Annotated in this window: 15 protein-coding genes; 11 read left to right on the top strand and 4 right to left on the bottom strand. The window is 33.9% G+C overall.

The annotated features are described in order from the left end of the window. The first annotated feature begins 443 nt into the window (after positions 1-443). Positions 444-2,231, top strand: coding sequence for a S9 family peptidase (locus ACSVDA_RS08895; RefSeq protein WP_485882506.1), 1,788 nt, complete (start codon positions 444-446; stop codon positions 2,229-2,231). A gap of 691 nt (positions 2,232-2,922) precedes the next feature. Then, a complete protein-coding gene (locus ACSVDA_RS08900; protein ID WP_485882507.1) occupies positions 2,923-3,909 on the top strand; it encodes an alpha/beta fold hydrolase in 987 nt (328 codons plus the stop codon). A gap of 67 nt (positions 3,910-3,976) precedes the next feature. On the opposite strand, the gene ACSVDA_RS08905 is transcribed toward ACSVDA_RS08900, so the two are convergent. Further along, entirely contained in the window at positions 3,977-4,846 is an 870-nt protein-coding gene (locus tag ACSVDA_RS08905; RefSeq protein ID WP_485882509.1) for a Cof-type HAD-IIB family hydrolase, read from the bottom strand. 190 nt (positions 4,847-5,036) lie between these two features. Beyond that, entirely contained in the window at positions 5,037-5,813 is a 777-nt protein-coding gene (locus ACSVDA_RS08910; RefSeq protein ID WP_485882510.1) for a DeoR/GlpR family DNA-binding transcription regulator, read from the bottom strand. Positions 5,814-6,211: 398 nt separating this feature from the next. On the opposite strand from ACSVDA_RS08910, the gene treP reads away from it, so the two are divergent. The 4 genes from treP (at position 6,212) to ACSVDA_RS08930 (ending at position 11,215) form a co-directional block, all read left to right on the top strand. Beyond that, complete coding sequence (treP, locus tag ACSVDA_RS08915; RefSeq protein WP_485882511.1) at positions 6,212-7,618, top strand: PTS system trehalose-specific EIIBC component; 1,407 nt, start codon at positions 6,212-6,214, stop codon at positions 7,616-7,618. Positions 7,619-8,026: 408 nt separating this feature from the next. Continuing rightward, positions 8,027-9,712 carry an alpha,alpha-phosphotrehalase gene (gene treC / locus ACSVDA_RS08920; RefSeq protein WP_485882513.1) on the top strand — a complete coding sequence of 562 codons (1,686 nt, stop codon included), beginning with the start codon at positions 8,027-8,029 and terminating at the stop codon, positions 9,710-9,712. A gap of 26 nt (positions 9,713-9,738) precedes the next feature. Beyond that, a complete protein-coding gene (gene treR, locus ACSVDA_RS08925) occupies positions 9,739-10,455 on the top strand; it encodes a trehalose operon repressor (protein WP_485882514.1) in 717 nt (238 codons plus the stop codon). Between the two features lie 361 nt (positions 10,456-10,816). Continuing rightward, the gene (locus tag ACSVDA_RS08930) at positions 10,817-11,215 is read left to right on the top strand and encodes a M23 family metallopeptidase (RefSeq protein ID WP_485882515.1); all 399 of its coding nucleotides are present in this window, start codon (positions 10,817-10,819) and stop codon (positions 11,213-11,215) included. A gap of 132 nt (positions 11,216-11,347) precedes the next feature. Here the strand turns inward: ACSVDA_RS08930 and ACSVDA_RS08935 are convergent, their stop codons facing one another. Then, the gene (locus tag ACSVDA_RS08935; protein ID WP_485882517.1) at positions 11,348-12,424 is read right to left on the bottom strand and encodes a hypothetical protein; all 1,077 of its coding nucleotides are present in this window, start codon (positions 12,422-12,424) and stop codon (positions 11,348-11,350) included. Positions 12,425-12,927: 503 nt separating this feature from the next. Between ACSVDA_RS08935 and ACSVDA_RS08940 the strand changes: the two genes are divergently transcribed. The 3 genes from ACSVDA_RS08940 (at position 12,928) to ACSVDA_RS08950 (ending at position 15,576) form a co-directional block, all read left to right on the top strand. Beyond that, entirely contained in the window at positions 12,928-14,214 is a 1,287-nt protein-coding gene (locus tag ACSVDA_RS08940) for an ATP-binding protein (RefSeq protein ID WP_485882719.1), read from the top strand. Positions 14,215-14,386: 172 nt separating this feature from the next. Continuing rightward, a complete protein-coding gene (locus tag ACSVDA_RS08945; RefSeq protein WP_485882519.1) occupies positions 14,387-15,157 on the top strand; it encodes a DUF368 domain-containing protein in 771 nt (256 codons plus the stop codon). Between the two features lie 110 nt (positions 15,158-15,267). Beyond that, positions 15,268-15,576, top strand: coding sequence for a cupin domain-containing protein (locus ACSVDA_RS08950; protein WP_485882520.1), 309 nt, complete (start codon positions 15,268-15,270; stop codon positions 15,574-15,576). Between the two features lie 146 nt (positions 15,577-15,722). Here the strand turns inward: ACSVDA_RS08950 and ACSVDA_RS08955 are convergent, their stop codons facing one another. Next, positions 15,723-17,381, bottom strand: coding sequence for an AMP-binding protein (locus ACSVDA_RS08955; RefSeq protein ID WP_485882522.1), 1,659 nt, complete (start codon positions 17,379-17,381; stop codon positions 15,723-15,725). 302 nt (positions 17,382-17,683) lie between these two features. Here ACSVDA_RS08955 and ACSVDA_RS08960 point away from each other — a divergent pair, with 302 nt between their 5' ends. Both ACSVDA_RS08960 and ACSVDA_RS08965 read left to right on the top strand, forming a co-directional pair. Next, positions 17,684-18,922, top strand: a complete 1,239-nt coding sequence (locus ACSVDA_RS08960) for an acyl-CoA dehydrogenase family protein (RefSeq protein WP_485882523.1) — start codon at positions 17,684-17,686, stop codon at positions 18,920-18,922. Between the two features lie 275 nt (positions 18,923-19,197). After that, complete coding sequence (locus ACSVDA_RS08965) at positions 19,198-20,265, top strand: phosphotransferase family protein (RefSeq protein WP_485882524.1); 1,068 nt, start codon at positions 19,198-19,200, stop codon at positions 20,263-20,265. The last annotated feature ends 1 nt before the right edge of the window (position 20,266 follow it).

The raw sequence follows: 20,266 nt of genomic DNA on the forward strand, positions 1-20,266 counted from the left end.
AAATCTAAGAAACGAAGCAATTCGTCTCTTAACCGTAGGAACTACGGGGATAGCCTAATCAATTAGAAGCCGTTAGGTTTCCGTACTTAGGAATCCCCCACTTCAATCATGACCGTAAGGTCTGATAAGTGGTGGGTAGTTCAAAAAACTCTTATATATCATCTCCATTCAAATATTGTGAATTGATTAGGAGTAGTGTCAATTAAACTATTATGTTGATTTCCCTGATGAGCTTGTAACTTAACAGGTGAGGGGATAAGACTCATACCACATCAATAAAACGAATCTCAGGATGAATAAACGATCAGATTCATAAACTACTGTAAGTTATACTCAAAATCATTCTCTAGACGGAGATAAAATCCAACCTCTATTATAAGACAGTGTGATTATTAAGATTTATAATAATAGATGAGTATACATTTATTAAAGGGGAGATTAATATGCTAACATTTAAGAAACCTGATGTCGAACAGTTTTTACGTGCGTACAGAATTCAAAATTTTGTTGTGAATAATGATGAAAGTCAGCTTATTTTTAGCACGAACATTAGTGGGAAGTTTAATTTGTGGGGAATGGATTTACCTAACCAGTTTCCTTATCCACTAACATTTAATGATCAAAGTTGTCACAACCTTCGTTACGACAAAGCTGGGAAGTTTGTTGTTGCATCATTTGATCATGAAGGGGACGAAAATACTCAACTATATATGATTCCTCCTCATGGAGGTCACCTTCATCCTCTAAGAACGGCAGAGGGGCACCAGCACATCAACCCTATCCTATCAGAAGATGGAAAAAGACTGTACTATTCTTCTACGAAGGATGACCCAACATACTTAAAAGGGTACTGCTATCAAATGGATTCAGGAGAGGAAAAGGTAGTAGTAGACGGAGATGGAGCGGCTACATATTTAGCTGATATTAGTCCAAATGAAGAAAATATGGTCTTAATTAAGCATTTCTCAAATACACATACTTTAGCATATGTAAAAACTGATGAAGAACTATTTTCATTAACACCAGATTCTGAGAATCAACATACAGTCACCGATGTAGTTTATGTATCTGATTCAGAGCTCTTTTTCCTTACTGATTACAATGAAGACTTTTCATATATAGCAAAATTTGATATCGTAAATCGAAAATTTAGTAAGGTTGTTTCTTTACAAAATGAAAGCTTTAACACTATTAAATATAATGATAGACAGAAGCAATTATATGTGGTTAGTGAAAAAGGTGTTGAAGACCATTTATATGTATACGACCTTAAGTCAAACCAATTAAAAGAAATACAACTTCCTGTTGGAAAGGTCGAACAGCTTTCAGTTTCAGAAAAAGGTAATATTTATTTGTTAGGTACAACTGCTACAAAGCCTTGGAATATATATGTAAAAGAGACTGATACAAACGAATGGGTATCATTGACTAATAACCGAGTGTTAGGAGTGGATGAGGAACAGCTAGTTGATCCTCAAGTACTGGAATATAAATCATTTGATGGTCTTGAAATTGAATCACTCTTTTTCAAAGCAAAGCCTGAAAACAGTAATGGTCACGTTGTCTTTTGGCCACATGGAGGACCACAAGCTGCAGAACGAAAATCCTTTAGAGGTGTGTTTCAATATATTATTAATGAAGGGTTTAGTATATTTGCTCCAAACTTCAGAGGCTCAACTGGTTATGGTTTGCAATTCACGAAAATGGTTGAAGGTGACTGGGGTCATGGACCGCGGCTTGATAATGTCGAAGGTATAGAGTTTCTCATAAATAATGGCTATGCTGAAAGAGATAAAATCTTTCTTATGGGTGGAAGCTTTGGAGGGTACATGTCGTTGCTTCTCCATGGTAGACATCCAGAATACTTCAAAGCTGTTGTAGACATTTTTGGACCTAGTGATCTGTTTTCGTTCATTAATTCCGTACCAGAGCATTGGAAGCCTGTTATGAACCAATGGGTAGGAGATCCTGAAAAAGATAAAGAGAAATTAATTGAGTATTCACCGATCACATATTTAGAAAATATGACAAAGCCTATGCTCGTCATTCAAGGTGCAAATGATCCTCGTGTTGTCAAAGCTGAGTCAGATCAAATTGTTCAAGCATTACAGGAGAATGGGCGGGATGTCGAATATATTGTTTTAGAAGATGAAGGGCACGGCTTTTCTAAAAGGGAAAATGAACTTAAGGTGTACAGAGCTGTAAGTGAGTTCTTTAACAAACATATGTAAGGATAGTATAGTCCTTTATACGATTATGGAATAAAGTTCTACGGTTTAGCGACGCCCAAATCCTATTCATTTTGTAAAAAAAACAAAATGGGTAGGATTTTTATTTTTCAGAAATTACACTTTTCTTCATATTTTTTAAAATATTTATATATAATTTCTTCCGATGAATATCAATGTGTTTTCGATTTTTGAAGAATAATCTTTCAATACATATCGTTAAATAGTGCAGGTATATCTTCTTTAATGAAGCGGTTTTCTTTGTTGTTTTCGTATAACTTGTTAAAGTTTTTACGTATTAAAAGAATGTAATTTTAATAGTTCATTCATTAATAATAGTGATAATCCCGTATATTATGTGCAAAATTGAGAATTAAAGCTTCGTATTTTTATACTTGATTTTAAATATTCCTTCTACTGATTAGCTATTTTTATGTAAACCCCACTATTCTACTAATGTCCTCTAGAGCTAGGTTGCATCATAAATTGGTATAGTGTTTCCACATTCACCAATTTGGAAAATTACAATAGCTATATTTCTTGTAGTTGGCTGCTAATCAGCCTATAGGACGAATCAAACTCATTCCTAAGCTAGTTTATCTTTGGAATTATTTAGCATATTCTTTATAGAGAATAGTCAAAGACAGTTTATGTACAACACCTAACTATGTAGCGTAAGGGAGGATAAACTGAAATGTTAAAAGCAAAAACGCCAAACTTTATTGATGCTAACAAACAAATTATTCAAGATAGTATTGCTTCGTTAGAAATGATTAGGATCGGTGGAGTCGAACAATGCATTCTTATAAGGGGAAAGAATAAACATAAACCGTTAATACTTTTTTTACATGGGGGACCTGGTGCTGCTCAAATAGGGTATGCTCCAAAGCTTCAGCAAAAGCTAGAGGAAGATTTTGTAGTCGTAAACTGGGATCAAAGGGGGGCTGGAAAATCTTACTCAAAAGAAGTTCAAATTGACAGTTTGAATATTAGCCAATTCCTCTCAGATATACACGAGTTAGTAGTATTACTGCTTCAGAGATTTAATCAACAGAAATTATACTTAGTCGGGCATTCCTGGGGAAGTCTGTTAGGATCGTTATTTGTCAAGAGGCATCCTGAGCTAATACATGCATATATTGGTGTTGGTCAATTTGTGAATATGGTGAAAAATGAAGAAATCTCTTACCGTTTTACACTTGAGAAGGCTAATAAAACAAAAAATAGCAAGGCACAGAAGCAGTTAGAAAAAATTGGATATCCACCATATGATAAATTTACTGACATCGTTATTCAGAGAAAGTGGTTAGATAAATTTGGTGGTGCTGTTCATGGATCTACCATGATGAAGTCCATGCGTAAATCGGCATCTTATAGAGAATATTCTATTGTAGATTGGCTACGCTTTATGAGATATAATAAATTTTCTTTTTCCAACAGTAAGCTATGGGATGAGCTGATGGCGATGGATTTACTAAGCGAAGTGGATGAAATGAAAGTACCAGTGTATATTTGTGTTGGACGTTATGACTACACTACACCGTTTGAGCTTGCTGAAGAATATTATGAGCATTTAAAAGCGCCAAAAAAAGAACTCGTGTGGTTTGAAAAATCAGCTCATTCACCTAATTTTGAAGAGCCAGATAAATTTTACGAAGTGTGTTTGCAAGCAACAAAATAATAGTTATAACGAAAACAACTGACCGTGACGCCCTATGGTTACGCCGGTCAGTTGTTCTAAGCTGTATTTATAAAGATATTTTCTCGTTAATCTTATGAATAATGGCATGTGCGACACCATGCTCATCATTAAGTAATGTCGTCATATGGCAAACATTTTTAATCTCTTGTTTTGCGTTCCCCATTGCAACACTGTACCCAACCTTTTTAAGCATGGACAAATCGTTATGGCTATCTCCGATTGCAACTGTTTCGCTAAGTGGAATGTTTAGCGTATTTGCTACAAGCTGTACTGCATTTCCTTTAGATGCTTCATGATGTTGAAGTTCAAAATTATTATCTGCTGATGAAACAACAGTGAGGTTTTCTCGTTCTGTGAAATAATCCCATCCTTGTAGTCGCTTTTCCTCGTCTAGTGAAAAAGCAAGGATGTTATATACTGCTTCTTTTTTATGAAAAATATCTTGATAATGATTAACAAATGTAAAGCCTGTTTGATTAAATTGTTTTTGAGTATCGGCAAGAAGCTTTTCTTTACTTATTTCTGGGTTTGCACTTGTTAAACGGTCTACCTCGATAGCCAAAACATCACGACAACGATGTGGAGTATATATTCCGTTAGCTGTTGTAACCTCGTAATAGAGTTCGGTGTCTTCTAGAAACTTGATACTTCGTTCAACTACGTTATTTTCCATAGCAAATGAATGCAGTAATTCACCTTTTTCTGTATGAATCATCGCCCCATTTGAACTAATGATCTTTGTTGATAACTCAGCGTCTCTACATATTTTAACGGCATCAAAATATGCTCTTCCTGTTGCAATGATAACTTCTACACCATTGTCCTGAGCGTCTTTAATTGCAGCTAAGTTTACTTTACTAATATTCTTCTTATGATTTAGTAGGGTGCCATCAAGATCTATTGCAAGTAATTTCATGCCCCTTTTCCTCCTAGATTCTATATGAATGGCTGTTATTGTATAGAATGTTGTCTTTCGTACAAAAAATTAAAAACGTATACGACTAAATTACTTGGTATCTTTTCTTCGCTAAATACTATAAAAATTATATATTACTCATCAATTCTCAAAAGTAGCTGACAAAGCAACACAGTTCACGAAAAGAGCTTTATATATTTAACATTTGTGAAGAGGCAACTAATACTTCAACATCATAGTCATGCAAAACACTCATGAGTGAATCATCAATTTGTTGATCGGTAATGACCACATCAATTTGTGATAATGCTGCAAATGTAAAAAAAGCCTGTGTATGAAATTTCGTTGAATCAGCTAAAACTATGACTTCAGTTGCTTGCTCAATCATTTTCTTTTTTACAAATCCATCCTCTTCATGTGCAATGGTCAAACCGCGATTTGATATGCCAGTTACACCAATAAATGCTTTGTCAACGTTGTAGTGTGAAAGTTTTTCTACAGTGGATGAACCATAGAGAAAGCGGTGTTCTTTATTTAATTGACCACCTAGTAAGTATATGTCCGCTCCAGGGTTATTGGACAAGATTAATGAATGACTAATTGAATTTGTTACTACTGTACAATCTGTAGCTTGAAGAAATTCTGCACAAGCTTGAACCGTTGTCGATTCATCCATAATAATAATATCGCCATCGTTTACTAGCGTGGCTGCAACTCTACCAATTGCTTCTTTCTCTTTAGAAAGGAGACGTAGTCTGTCATTATAACTTTTAATTTCATTATTTAAAGTTGGTAGAATTGCCCCACCTCTTGTTCGTAAGATAGCTTGCTTTTCTTCAAGCTTGACAAGGTCACGCCGAGCAGTATCACGTGAGACATTATATTGTTGACAAATTTCATCAACGCTTATCTTTTTATGGATTTTTAAGTAATTAAGAATGGCAAGCATTCTTTCCTCTTGAAACAAAATATCACACCCTTCACATACTTGTTGTAAGTAATTATAAGTAAAAATAATAAGATAATCAAGTATTTATAAGTTTTTGTGTTTTTCAGTAAGTTATATTAAGTGTTTTCGTGTAGAATGTTGTTTTTCGTACTAACAAATAAACACATATACAAGTAGGTTTCGAGGCATCCATTCTTCTATTAAAAGTTAACTGTTGAATAAAACGATACTTTTATCATCAACTTTAGGAACTATAACAACAAAGTTTACAAAAAGTTCCTTAAGTTAAGGTAATAATACTCAATTAGAATATCAAAAATTATTATTGACTACTTGTATATACAAGTTTATACTTTAAGAGTAATTTGTATATACAAGTTAGTGGGATATGTAAGCGATATCAGGAGGGTGAGATGATGGGCGAAAAACAACAAGTTGAGCAAATTATTAATGCAATTGGTGGGAAAGAAAACATTGAGGCAGCAACACATTGTGTTACGAGGTTAAGGTTTGCGTTAAGAGATGATGATATCGTAGATAAGGAAGCTTTAGAAAAGATAGAAATTGTAAAAGGTACTTTTCTTGCGAATGGTCAATTCCAAGTTGTTATCGGTCAAGGTTTAGTAGATAAAATATATAAACAACTCGTAGAAATGGCCGAAATAGGTAGTTCAACAAAAGAAGAGATTAAAACAGTTGCCGAAAAGAAATTAAACCCAATTCAGCGAATGATTAAAACGTTAGCAGATATTTTCATACCTATTTTACCTGCCATCGTTACCGCGGGGTTATTAATGGGGATTAATAATATTCTAACTGGTCCAGGTATTTTTTATGATGAGAAATCTTTAATAGACGTTCATACACAATGGAAAGATATTGCTGATATTATAAATTTAATTGCTAATACTGCGTTCGTTTTTTTACCTGGTCTAATTGGTTGGTCAGCTGTAAAACGTTTTGGTGGAAGTCCGTTACTCGGTATAGTGCTCGGCCTAATGCTTGTTCATCCCGGTTTACTTAATGCATGGGCTTATGGAGATGCGTTAGCAAATAACGAAGTTCCTTACTGGAATTTATTCGGTTTAGACGTAGCAAAAATAGGATATCAGGGTCAAGTGTTACCTGTATTAATAGCATCATTTGTATTAGCCAAGATTGAGCTGTTTTTAAATAAGAGGATAGCGGATGCTTTCAAACTTTTATTAGTTGCACCAATTACTTTATTAGTCACTGGGTTTTTATCATTTATTATTATTGGTCCAATTACTTTCGCAATTGGGAATGGTATTACAGATGGGTTAGTATTGGTTTTTGATAAATTTGCAGCATTAGGTGGATTATTATACGGTGGAATTTACGCATTACTAGTAGTAACAGGGATGCACCATACTTTCTTAGCAGTAGATATACAACTGATAGGTAGTACTGGTGGAACATTCTTATGGCCAATTCTTGCTTTATCGAATATTGCTCAAGGGTCTGCAGCGTTTGCTATGATGGTAGTATCAAAAGATGAAAAACTGAAAGGGTTATCACTTACATCAGGGATCTCAGCATTTTTAGGAATTACAGAACCAGCTATGTTTGGTGTTAATATTCGGTTTAAATACCCGTTTCTTTTTGCAATACTTGGTTCAGCAATAGCAGGTTTATTTATTACAATAAATGCTGTTCAAGCTTTCTCTATAGGTGTAGGAGGTCTTCCAGGATTTTTATCAATTGTACCTGATAAGTGGATTTCATTTTTTATAGGTATGGCAATCGTATTAGTAGTTCCGTTTGTATTAACAATAGTATACGGTAAACTAAAGAAGAGCTAATTAAGATGTTCAAGTACACATGAGATTGTTTAAAGTAGACGGCGTCGATCTTCCACTTGATTGAAAGGTTACAGGTCGGATATAAAATCCTTATAACTCATTTTTTAACTTCATTTGATATAGCCGTGTTTACTAAATATTCTTTTTAGTGAATTTATCCTAAACGATGATTGAGCGCAGAAAAAGCAAAGCTTTTTCTGCGATGCTCATTTTGTGTAGTTATTAAGCTCAGTGGTAGATTTTATAAAGAGAATATAAGTAATTATAAGGGCCAGGATACGTGTGACTAGGAATTAGTAGGTAAATGAAACGATGAAAAGGTCATCAATACAATCGATAATTTCTGTACTTTTATTGGAATGAATAATGCATCCAAGATTACTCAACAAAAGGATAGGTGGTAACAAAATGAAAGACCCTTGGTGGAAGAGATCTGTAGTATATCAAATTTATCCAAAAAGCTTCAAAGATATAACTGGAAACGGTGTAGGTGATTTACAGGGAATCATTTCTAAGCTTGATTATTTAACTGAACTTGGTGTAGACATCATATGGCTAACACCTATATACAACTCCCCGCAGCGAGATAATGGTTATGATATTAGTGATTATTTTAGTATTCATAAAGAATATGGAACGATGGCTGACTTTGACTTATTATTAACTGAAGCACACAAGAGAAATATGAAGGTTATTATGGATATTGTTGTAAATCATACATCAACTGAGCATGCTTGGTTTAAACAGTCACGTGAAAGTATGAAAAATAAATATCGTGATTTTTATATATGGCATGATGATATGGGAAAGGAACCAAATAATTGGCAATCAAAGTTTGGTAACTCAGCCTGGGAACTTGATGATCAAACAGGTCAATACTATTTACACTTGTTCGACATTACACAAGCAGATTTAAACTGGGAAAATGAACAAGTTCGCGAACATGTATATGAGATGATGCATTTTTGGTTTAAAAAAGGAGTTGACGGCTTTCGTTTAGATGTCATTAATCTTATTTCAAAAGATCAGCAATTTCCTAATGATGACCTAACCAAATCAGGTACTACAGGGGACGGAAGGAAATTTTATACCGATGGTCCACGTGCTCATGAGTTTATACATGAGATGAATAGACAAGTGTTTTCAAAGTACGATAGTATGACAGTCGGCGAGATGTCATCAACAACGATTGACCACTGTATAAAATATACAAACCCAAACAGACAGGAGCTTGATATGACCTTTAATTTTCATCATTTAAAGGTTGATTATCCAAATGGAGAGAAATGGGAGGTTGCAAATTTTAACTTTTTGCAACTAAAACAAATTTTGTCCACATGGCAGAGTGAAATGATTAAAGGTGGTGGTTGGAATGCTTTGTTTTGGTGTAATCATGACCAACCAAGAATTGTATCAAGATTTGGTAATGATCAAAGGTACCATAAGGAATCTGCTAAAATGCTAGCAACAACGATTCATATGATGCAAGGGACACCTTATATATATCAAGGAGAAGAAATTGGAATGACAAACCCTAACTTTGATCGCATAGAGGATTACCGTGACGTAGAGTCGTTGAATATTTACGAGATTAAAAAGAATGAAGGAATGAAAGAGAACGAAATAATCAATATTTTAAAACAAAAATCTAGGGATAACGCAAGAACACCTATACAATGGGATAATAGCAAAAATGCTGGATTTTCAGAAGGAAAACCTTGGATTAATGTTTCTGCTAATTATAAACATATAAATGCAGCTCAAGCTCTACGTGATAACAATTCTGTCTTCTATCATTATAAACAACTAATTTCATTAAGGAAAAAGTATGACATCATCACATATGGGGATTTTCAACTAATTTTAGAAGATCATCCGCAAATTTTCGCGTGTGTAAGAAGCTTTAAGAATGAAAAATTGTTAGTGATAAATAATTTTTATGCTAAAGAAGCTACTTTTCTTTTACCTGAAACGGTCGAAATAAATGCTTATTCTAACAGTATATTATTATCAAATTATGATGATTCACCAATGAACATTAATAATATTGAACTAAGGCCGTATGAATCGATTATTTATCACTTGACAAAATGATGATACAATAAATTTGGTGATTTAATTTGAGACAAAACAAATATAATGCAATATATAACGATATTACAGGAAAGATTCAACGTGGAGAAATAGAACCGAATACAAAATTACCATCTGAACATGAATTAGCAAAAAATTATGATACATCAAGAGAAACGATTAGAAAAGCGTTGAATTTGTTATCTTTAAACGGCTATATTCAAAAAGTGAAGGGAAAAGGGTCTATCGTGTTGGATTTACGAAAGCTTCAATTCCCGGTGTCAGAGCTAGTAAGCTTTAAAGAAATTGCTCAAAAGATGGAAGGGCAATTAGCAACACATGTTCATGAGGTCGTTTTAAGTGAACCTAACCTATATATTCAAGATCAATTGAATATATCACCAACTGAAAAAGTATGGGAAGTCTTGCGAGTTAGGGAAATCAATGAAGAAAGAATTATTTTGGATAAAGATTATTTTATTCAGAAAATCGTACCGACATTAACGAAGCAAATTTGTAAGAATTCTATCTATGAATATTTAGAGAAAGAATTAAATTACAAAATAAGCTTTGCAAAGAAAGAAATTACAGTTGAAGAGGCAACGGAGGAAGATCAGCATCACTTAGATTTAAATGGTGATCGACACATTGTTGTAGTCAAAAATTATGTATATTTAGATGATGCTAAGTTATTCCAATATACAGAATCTAGACATCGAATGGATAAGTTCAAATTTGTAGATTTTGCTAGAAGAGGTCAATAAGAAAGTTCTTTTTATTAGACCTATTTATTGCAGTTCTGACCGAGTTAGACTCGGGATTTAAGTGTCATCTAGGTATGAGCGGTATTAAACCGAACTCATGCCTTTTCTTTTTGTGAAGAATAATTACTCACTTAATTATTGTAAAAATTGTACTATACATGTAACTAATTTTTAATCAGTTGGAGTATAGTTCCAGTTGATTTTCTTATGAGATGCCGAAGTTTACCTGCTGTAAAATTGGCAATTCATCTAAGTTATACATGCAATGCTTATACTCATGATAAACATGTATTTTACATAAGAAAGAGAACCTTTAGTACAAGTAATTACTATTATATTGAAAAAGGGGGAGGTTAATTTTGTGTTTATAAGACCTAGTAAAGGTAAAACTATATCCGGTTTTCGGACAAAACGCAGGCCAAATCATCACGGTATTGACATCGCTCAATCAGGTAAAACCGATATTTTAGCAGTTGCTAATGGTAAGGTTAGTCGTTCGTATACATCAAAAAGCTATGGAGAAGTCATTTTTGTTGTTCATCATATTAATGGTCAAACGTGGGAGACAGTATATTCACATCTAGAACTAGGGACAAGAAAGGTAAAGGTGAATCAACTAGTAAAGCAAGGTCAATTATTAGGATATATGGGTGATACGGGTTATGCTTCAAGGCAGCATCTTCACTTTGAACTTCACAAAGGTCGATGGAATTTTAATAAAACCAATGCAGTTAACCCGTTGGATTTTATAGAAAGTTGATCTATCATTTCTTATTCTAGTAGACTCAGAGTTACGCTAACATTGTAGTCGGAGATAGTTATTTTTTAAAATACAAAAAAGCTGTCGACTTAGTCGACAGCCTCGAGCTTGTTTAATTAGTTGTCTACTTCTTCATGCTTTAGTGGAATTTTCATTTCCAAGGTAGTGAGCAAGTTGGTCATAAAAATCCTGCGGATGATCAACATTCAAAATGATTCTGCTAACATTTTTTTTCATACCATATAGAAGCTTTACTTGCTGAGGTTCGTATAATAAAATCTCAAACATAGGTTTTTCTTTTATAAAATCGATGGCTCTTGCATCAAATAACGTATTTAGTTCTTTATTTGGTATCTGCTCTGGACCATCATAATGCTTAAACTCTTTAATTTTATCAAGTGGTACATCCATACGTTTAGAAAACCCTACAGTTAATAACAAGCTTTGTTTAGTTAATAAAAAGGGAGACAATCGAGTTGCCTGTATTTCAGCTAAGATAAACAGAACACTGTAAATGTTTAAAATAAGAAGAATATAGGCTACGACTTCATTCCATTGATGTAAAAAGTAATGGAGTCCAATTGATTCTATCACAATCGCATGAATGATCATAATATTACAGGCTACCATACTAGTCTTATGGTGGTAGGTAAATCTTAACTCAGACGGGTTCGTAAATTTCTTTCGCCATGAAAAGAATGCATAATATAACATACTAATGTCTGTAAGTAGGATTTGTACTATACGATTTCCAGGTAAATGTTGTTCAGCTGTTTGCTTAATATTATGCTGGAAATATGTACTGTTTGAATGGTTAGATTTATAGTCTTTAATGATAATCTTCATTTTTGAGACGATTTTAAATAAAATATACAGTTCTAGTAATACAAAAATTGCTTCGCAAAAAATCACAAAGTAGTTTACAAAGGGAAATTCTTTAAAATAATTATTAGGAACAATTAAGTATGCCACACCGTAACTGAGAAGAATAACTAAACCTATATATTTGATGGAAAAACGCTTTCGAATAATGAAAAGGTAAGTTAATAAAGGAATGACTAAAATAAAATCAAGTAATGAACCTATAATTGCAGCGTCGGGAATTGGTTCTAATGAGGGCAAGTTGTATAAAGTGAAATTCGTAATTAAAATGATACTAATTAACAGTAAGAACCAAATATAGTTATGTTTTTTGATCGCATTTGTCATATTAAACCACCTCTGACACCCATTATATAACATATTTCATAAATTTTCACTATTACCAATCTTGCTATATTCTATACTAATTTAAGGGTAAAAAAATCCAACTGATAGATTATATCTCTGTTATAATAGAATTATCATGCATCCACCTAAATGTAATTAATTTGGACTACTACTTTCTAGCTAATATTGAGGAGTATTTGTATATTTTTATGATGCTCTTTTCGTTACACTCACATTTGAGCAATTGATATGTAGTATATGATTTTTATAGTCTTTGGAAGAAAAGATGCTTCGAATGTTCGTTATATGAAAGCAACATATAATGCGATAACAACCTTTTACGAAAAGTGAGCATGATAGGCGGTGTTGTTGAAATCATCGCTTATTTCGTATTATACAATTTTATTCCTACATTGCATGTACTAGATTTACTAAACGCTAAATCATGATGAACTGTCATCGTATATACTGTTGAAAAAGGTGAGTAAATGCATTCAAGATTAATTGTAAATAAGCGACTTGTATTGGCATACTTTATTGGTGGTATAATATGGATTTTTTTTATAGATGATTTTCTGATTCTTCTTAACATAATGCACGATCCTTACGCATTAAAACTAGTAGAAACTATTATTTTTATAGTGGTTTCATCATATTTATTATATAGTTTCATAAAACAAACTGAATATTGTAAGAAAGCTGAAGAGGATGAAAACCAATTATCATTATTAATCAATTCGATGCCAGATTTCGTTTGTTTTAAAGATGGTGAAGGACGTTGGTTGAAGGTAAATGATTTCGGTCGAGACCTTTACTACTTAAATGAGATTGATTATGTTGGGAAAACAGATGCAGATTTAGGGGTAATTAATCCCTTTTTTAAAGAAGCGTTCGATGAGTGTTTGAGATCAGACAACGATACATGGAAGCAAGCGAAGATAACTAGAGCAGATGAGTCATTTATATTACCTAATGAAGAGACAAAGACTTTCGATGTGATAAAAGTCCCATTGTTTTATGATAATGGAGAACGAAAAGGACTCGTCATTATTGGTCGAGATATTACACAGCAAAAACTTACTGAAGCGATGCTATTGAAGAAAGAAAAATTGTCGGTAATCGGTGAAATGGCGGCTGGAATAGCTCATGAAATTAGAAATCCGCTAACAGGTGTTAAAGGGTTTCTTCAGTTAATGGGAGAAAATAAAACAACATCAAAAGATCATCTTTCAATTATCATGTCAGAGATTGATAGAATTAACCACATTGTTAGTGAACTGTTGGTACTATCTAAACCACAGCCCAAAAAATATAACCCATTTTTATTGAGTGAATCGCTATCATATGTTTGTAACATTACATCACATGAAGCGAAAGAAAAAGGTATTATCATACATTTTAGTAATGAATCATATGACCCAACAGTATTCGGTGATAAAAATCAACTAATCCAAGTTTTTATAAATATCGTTAAAAATGCTATAGATGCTATGCCTAGAGGGGGGAGGATTGATATTAGTGTAAACAATATTGATCAACAGCTTGTTAAGGTCATAGTAGTTGATGATGGCATAGGAATACCGAAAGAAAGACTAAATAAAATAGGAGAGCCATTCTTCACCTTAAAAGAAAAAGGTATGGGCTTAGGGTTAACGATCAGTAATAAAATCATAAATGAGCACAAAGGAACAATCAATATCGAGAGTGTTGTTGAAGTTGGTACTACCGTTAGTATCACGTTACCGATATACAATGGTCATGTTCCCGAAACTTGCAAATCTAGTAATTAATAGAATGTTCTATTCTTTCTACTAAGCACATTTAATTACAGTGTATTCATAGAACTTGACATATGACCTAGTAAATAATATGATGATAATTTCAACGAAATGTTTTTACTTAAATTATCAATAAGTAAGGTGTGAATATATGGAGTGGAAAAATCTTTATAGAGGGTTCCTTATGGGGACAAGCGATCTTATTCCGGGGGTAAGTGCTGGAACAATAGCAGTTATTTTAGGTATATACAACAGATTGATAGAAGCGATAAATGGTTTTTTTAGTAAGGATTGGAAAAAGCATTTGGGATTTTTAATTCCTCTAGGTGTAGGGGTTTTATCGGCTATTTTTTTGTTAGGTAGTGTAATAAAAATGTTATTGGAAGAATATCCTCAACCGACTAACTTTTTCTTTTTAGGACTAATTATTGGTATATTACCGTTTTTGTACATAAAAGCAGATATAAAAAATACATTCAAAAGTAAACATTATATGTTATTTGTTATTACCTTTTTAGCCATTGCCTCTCTGTCTTTGTTTAATGAAAAAGTTGTCACTTTGGAAACACTAGGTGCTACACAACTATTAGTTTTATTTTTTTCTGGCTTTTTAGCAAGTATGGCAATGGTGTTACCGGGTGTGAGCGGCTCTTTTGTATTGTTGCTCATCGGTATGTATGAACCAATTTTACACGCCATACCAGAGTTAGATTTCATCGTTATTGGGACTGTCGGAGTTGGAGTAATAATTGGAATTGTTGTGATGAGCAAGTTTTTAAAATATCTCCTTACTACCTATCCTATAATGATGTATGCAGCTATAATTGGAATGGTGTCAGGATCAATCTTTGTAATTTATCCAGGTATTGACGGACAAATTCTTATGAGTTTAGTCACGCTTAGCTGTGGATTTATCACAGCAGTTATTTTAGGGAGAATTGAGAATACAAATTGAACGTAAGTAAAAAATTCTACCAATAAGTGATTTGAATCACTATGGTAGGATTTTTTTTGTTTTATAATGAGAATAGTTATCAATTAAGATGATTTTAGGAGGCAAAGAAAATGGAAATAAAAAATATATCTGATTTTACAAATGACAATAAAGTGCTGAAAAAAGTGGTATACCGTACAGACTACTCTACAACAGTATTGGTAAAGCTAGCACCTGGGGGAGAAGTAGCAGAACATAATCACCCAAAGCATGACATTTTTGTGCAGGTGGTTGAAGGTGAAGTGAAGTTTGCGGTTAATGGTGAAGAACATGAGCTGTCAAAGGATCACTTACTAAGATTAGAGGGTCATGAAAAGGTTAGTCTTCAAAATAACACTGAAGCTGATGCAACAGTTTATATAGTACTTTCTAAACAGTAATGAGGATAGATTATAATACAAGTCTTTCTGCATAACTCTTGTGCGTTAATGGACATTTAATAGTAGCATACAATAAGATTCACTGATCCTTCATGACTGGGAACAGTGAATCTTTTATATACGTTAATGAATCTATTCTTTACACGTTATACAGTTTTTTTATTTTGGCTTATGCATTCAGTTACCTGTTTACGAAGTTTATATTTTTGAATTTTACCTGATGCAGTCATAGGGTAATCATTTACGAATTGTATATATTCGGGAATCTTATAAAAAGCCAGTTTACCTGTGCAAAAAGATTTCACATCTTCTTCTGTGATGGTTCGACCTTCCTTTACTTTAATACAAGCAGCTACCTTTTCACCATACTTTTCATCAGGAATGCCAATTACTTGTACATCTAAAATATCATCGTGTCTATATAGGAATTCCTCTATTTCACGGGGATATATATTTTCTCCACCCCGAATAATCATATCTTTCAATCTTCCAGTAATCTCTATATAATGATCAGCGTCCATAATAGCTAAATCTCCAGTATGAAGCCATCCATCTTGGTCAATTGTCTCGTCTGTCGCTTCTGGCATGTTGTAATATCCTTTCATGACTAAATAGCCTCTCGTACAAAGTTCACCAGGTGTTCCATATGGTACTTCTTTACCTGTAACAGGATCAACTATTTTCACTTCTACATGCTCGTGTGGTTTACCTACAGAGTTAACACGTCTGTCTAGCGGATCATTAGTCGTCGTTTGGGTTATGACAGGTGAAGATTCAGTTTGACCGTAAGCAATTGTAATTTCCTCCATACCCATCTCGGTCATGACTTTCCTCATTACTTCAATTGGACAATTAGAGCCAGCCATAATTCCAGTTCGTAGTGTTGATAGATCATATTGATTAAAGTTCTCATCATTTAATTCCGCGATGAACATCGTTGGAACTCCATGTAATGCGGTACACTTCTCTTTTTCCACTGTTGACAATACTTCATCTGGGTTAAATTCTACAATAGGTACCATTGTAGCTCCAACGGAAACACAGGCTAAAATACTTAGGACACAGCCAAAGCAATGGAAAAATGGTACGGGGATACATAAATTATCGTTATTTGACAACTTCATTGCTTGTGCAACCAAATGTCCATTATTAACAATATTATTATGTGTTAACATAACACCTTTTGGAAATCCAGTTGTGCCAGAAGTATACTGCATGTTTATCACTTCATCTGGACTTAAAGATACCTCAACATCCTTAAGATGTATATCCGTTATGCCATCACTAAGTTCCAAAAGCTGATTCCAATTAAGCATATATGATGGAGTCTCACCAGAACCGATATAAATGATGTTTTTTAAGAAAGGCAAGTCATTAATATCGAGCTGTTCACTATTGAGGCTTTGAGATGTTGACTTAGTTATCTTTTCTATAATATCTATGTAAGAAGTTCCCTTATATCCGTTAATACAAAACAAACTTGTTGAGTCCGATTGCTTTAATAAATATGCTAACTCGGATTCTTGATAACTAGTATTAACTGTTACGAGAATTGCTCCTATTCTTGCAGAAGCAAATTGGAGTAATAACCATTCAGGAACATTTGTAGCCCATACGGCTATGTGATCACCTTTGTTAATACCTAAACCTAGTAATGCTTTGGCAAGATTTGTTGTCTCATCATAAAATTGCTTATACGTTAATCTTTTTCCTAACTTTGAGTAAACAACTGCTTCTTGATCAGGATACTTGGAAACCGCTTCAAGGAGTAAATCTCCTATTGTTTGGTTTTTTAATGTAGTCATAATTACCTCCTCATGTAATTTTGAAAATTTCACATTAAATTTACCTGATGTCTAGCAAAAAAATACTTATTATAAGTGTCATTTCATCATAGTTGCAGTAGTTATTATATGCCATTTTTTATCGTTTTAGTAAGATGTGGGAATACGATCAATGTGTTGTTAACTGGTCAATCTAATTACATTATATACCTAAATTTGAATTTTCAAAACATTTTTAAAATAACCTTGAATAAATCAAATAAGAAGATGTATGATAGTAATAGATCTACGTACTGACCAGTAAGTATGTAAGGAGGGGTAAGATGAATTTTTCATATTCTGATAAGGTTAAAGTGTTGCAAAATAGCTTAATAGATTTCATGGAAAAGTATGTTTATCCAAATGAAAAAACTTTTGAACAACAATTAAACGAGAGTGAGAGTAGATGGACGGTACCTCCAATAACGGAGGAATTAAAAGACAAAGCAAAAGCAGAAGGGCTGTGGAATTTGTTCTTGCCAGATAGTCAACATGGTGCGGGGTTAACGAATGTTGAATATGCTCCATTATGTGAGATTATGGGGCGTTCAATCATAGCACCAGAAATATTTAACTGCGCTGCACCAGATACAGGTAATATGGAAGTATTAGTGAGATATGGTACTGAACAGCAAAAAGAAAAATGGTTAAAACCATTACTAGAAGGTGAGATTCGTTCTTGTTTTTCGATGACTGAACCTAATGTGGCTTCATCTGATGCTACTAATATTGAGGCGAGTATCATTCGAGAAGGTGACGAATACGTCATCAATGGGCATAAAACGTGGTCATCGGGTGCTGGTGATCCACGATGTAAAGTAGCTATAGTCATGGGAAAATCTAACTTCGATGCCGAAAAGCATGAACAACAATCTATGATTATTGTTCCTCTTGATACACCAGGAGTTAAGATTGAAAGGTGTTTACCTGTGTTTGGTTATGACCATGCACCTCATGGACATGCAGAGATTACGTATAATAACGTCCGAGTACCAGCAGAGAACTTAATATGGGGGGAAGGGAAAGGGTTTGCAATTGCTCAAGGTCGACTTGGACCTGGAAGGATCCATCATTGTATGCGCTTAATTGGCGCTGCTGAAAGAGCACTAGAAGAAATGTGCGGTAGAGTACAACACCGAGTTGCTTTCGGTAAGCGATTAGCAGATCAAGGTGTGATAAAAGAGTGGATTGCAGATTCTAGAATTGAAATTGAACAGGCCCGGTTACTTACGTTGAAGGCGGCTTATATGATGGATACAGTTGGTAATAAACAAGCAAAAATGGAAATTGCGATGATCAAAGTGGTGGCTCCAAATTTAGCACTAAAAGTCATTGATAGAGCGATTCAGTCTTTTGGAGCAATAGGAGTAAGCGATGATTATACACTTGCGGCGCAATGGGCAAACGCAAGAACACTGCGTCTTGCTGATGGGCCAGATGAAGTGCATAGAGCACAAATCGCCAAAATGGAGCTTAGAAGAAATAAAGAGCAGGTCAATAATAATGAAAAGCTCTTCTCATAAACTATCGTACTATTTTAATAAGTTAATAGGGTTGAGATGAATAAAATGTCTCGAATATAGCTGATGAAAGGTAGACTGACTAAAAACTCATATCCTGTTATAAAAGGCGTTCAAAACATTATGTCAAGTTAAGCTAAGTATGTTTTGTAGTTTTACCTCACTTTATAGGTGGGATCTTTCAATCGAAAAACAAAAACATATTAAGTGAAAAGACAAGGGATAACAAACTTGCTGTTTTTAAATAAAAATAACATTTAATAAAGAGGTGCCAGAAAATGACAGATACGATACCTATTCGAAAAGGAGAAGACTTACAGGTTGAAACGCTAGAGAAATTTTTGCACACTGAATTTGGAGATTTGCCAGGTGCTCCTTTTGAGATTAAGCAGTTCAGAGCAGGTCATTCAAATTTAACATACGAACTTACAATAGGGGATTGGGTGGCTGTTCTTCGTCGTCCACCATTAGGTCCTGTAGCTCCAAAAGCTCATGATATGCAAAGGGAATTTCATATTTTACAAGAGTTGCATCCGCATTATCCGATTGCACCTAAGCCTTTGTTATTTTCTCCAGATGAAACGATCGTTGGTAGCCCGTTTTTTATAATGGAGCGAAAAAATGGGGTTGTCATAGATACTTCATTTCCGAAGGGTGTATCGATTACGCCAGAATTAACAAGAAATATCTCTATGGAAATGGTAGACTCACTTGTTCAACTCCATAGTATTGATTATAAGCAAACAAAGCTAACTGAAATTACTAACCCTGATGGTTTTTTAGAAAGGCAAGTACATGGATGGATTAAGAGATATGATAGAGCGAAAACAGATGATATTCCTGAAGTCGATTTATTGACAAAATGGCTAGTTTCTCACATTCCTAAATCTCAACAATCTACTCCGATCCATTATGATTTTAAACTTAATAATGCCATGTTCGCGAAAGACGATTTGACAAAAATGGTAGGTTTATTTGATTGGGAAATGAGTACGGTTGGTGATCCATTGCTAGATTTAGGTGTAGCTATGAGTTATTGGATACAGGAGGATGATCCTGATATTTTAAAAATAGGGTTAGGAGGCACCTCAGTAACAATTCAAAAAGGTTTTATGACTCGCGAGGAGTTCATAAGTGCATATGCAGAAAAAAGTGGTTTTGATGTGTCAAATATGAACTTCTATTTGACTTTTGCTTACTTTAAACTAGCAGGTATTTGTCAGCAAATCTACTATCGATGGAAAAAGGGACAAACGAAAGATCCACGTTTTGAGTATTTCAATCATTTTGTAAATGCATTGATTATTCATGCACTGCATACATCCAACAAAAATGATTCGTATTGAG

It is taken from the genome of Cytobacillus sp. Hm23 (assembly GCF_051842895.1).
In the GTDB taxonomy this organism is placed as follows: Bacteria; Bacillota; Bacilli; order Bacillales; family SM2101; genus Nanhaiella.

Excerpts from the sequence above, each read along its gene's own strand:
- ACSVDA_RS08895 (WP_485882506.1), top strand. The coding sequence starts at position 444 with ATGCTAACATTTAAGAAACCTGATGTCGAACAGTTTTTACGTGCGTAC.
- ACSVDA_RS08900 (WP_485882507.1), top strand. The coding sequence starts at position 2,923 with ATGTTAAAAGCAAAAACGCCAAACTTTATTGATGCTAACAAACAAATT.
- ACSVDA_RS08905 (WP_485882509.1), bottom strand. The coding sequence starts at position 4,846 with ATGAAATTACTTGCAATAGATCTTGATGGCACCCTACTAAATCATAAG.
- treP (WP_485882511.1), top strand. The coding sequence starts at position 6,212 with ATGGGCGAAAAACAACAAGTTGAGCAAATTATTAATGCAATTGGTGGG.
- treC (WP_485882513.1), top strand. The coding sequence starts at position 8,027 with ATGAAAGACCCTTGGTGGAAGAGATCTGTAGTATATCAAATTTATCCA.
- ACSVDA_RS08935 (WP_485882517.1), bottom strand. The coding sequence starts at position 12,424 with ATGACAAATGCGATCAAAAAACATAACTATATTTGGTTCTTACTGTTA.
- ACSVDA_RS08945 (WP_485882519.1), top strand. The coding sequence starts at position 14,387 with ATGGGGACAAGCGATCTTATTCCGGGGGTAAGTGCTGGAACAATAGCA.
- ACSVDA_RS08950 (WP_485882520.1), top strand. The coding sequence starts at position 15,268 with ATGGAAATAAAAAATATATCTGATTTTACAAATGACAATAAAGTGCTG.
- ACSVDA_RS08955 (WP_485882522.1), bottom strand. The coding sequence starts at position 17,381 with ATGACTACATTAAAAAACCAAACAATAGGAGATTTACTCCTTGAAGCG.
- ACSVDA_RS08960 (WP_485882523.1), top strand. The coding sequence starts at position 17,684 with ATGAATTTTTCATATTCTGATAAGGTTAAAGTGTTGCAAAATAGCTTA.
- ACSVDA_RS08965 (WP_485882524.1), top strand. The coding sequence starts at position 19,198 with ATGACAGATACGATACCTATTCGAAAAGGAGAAGACTTACAGGTTGAA.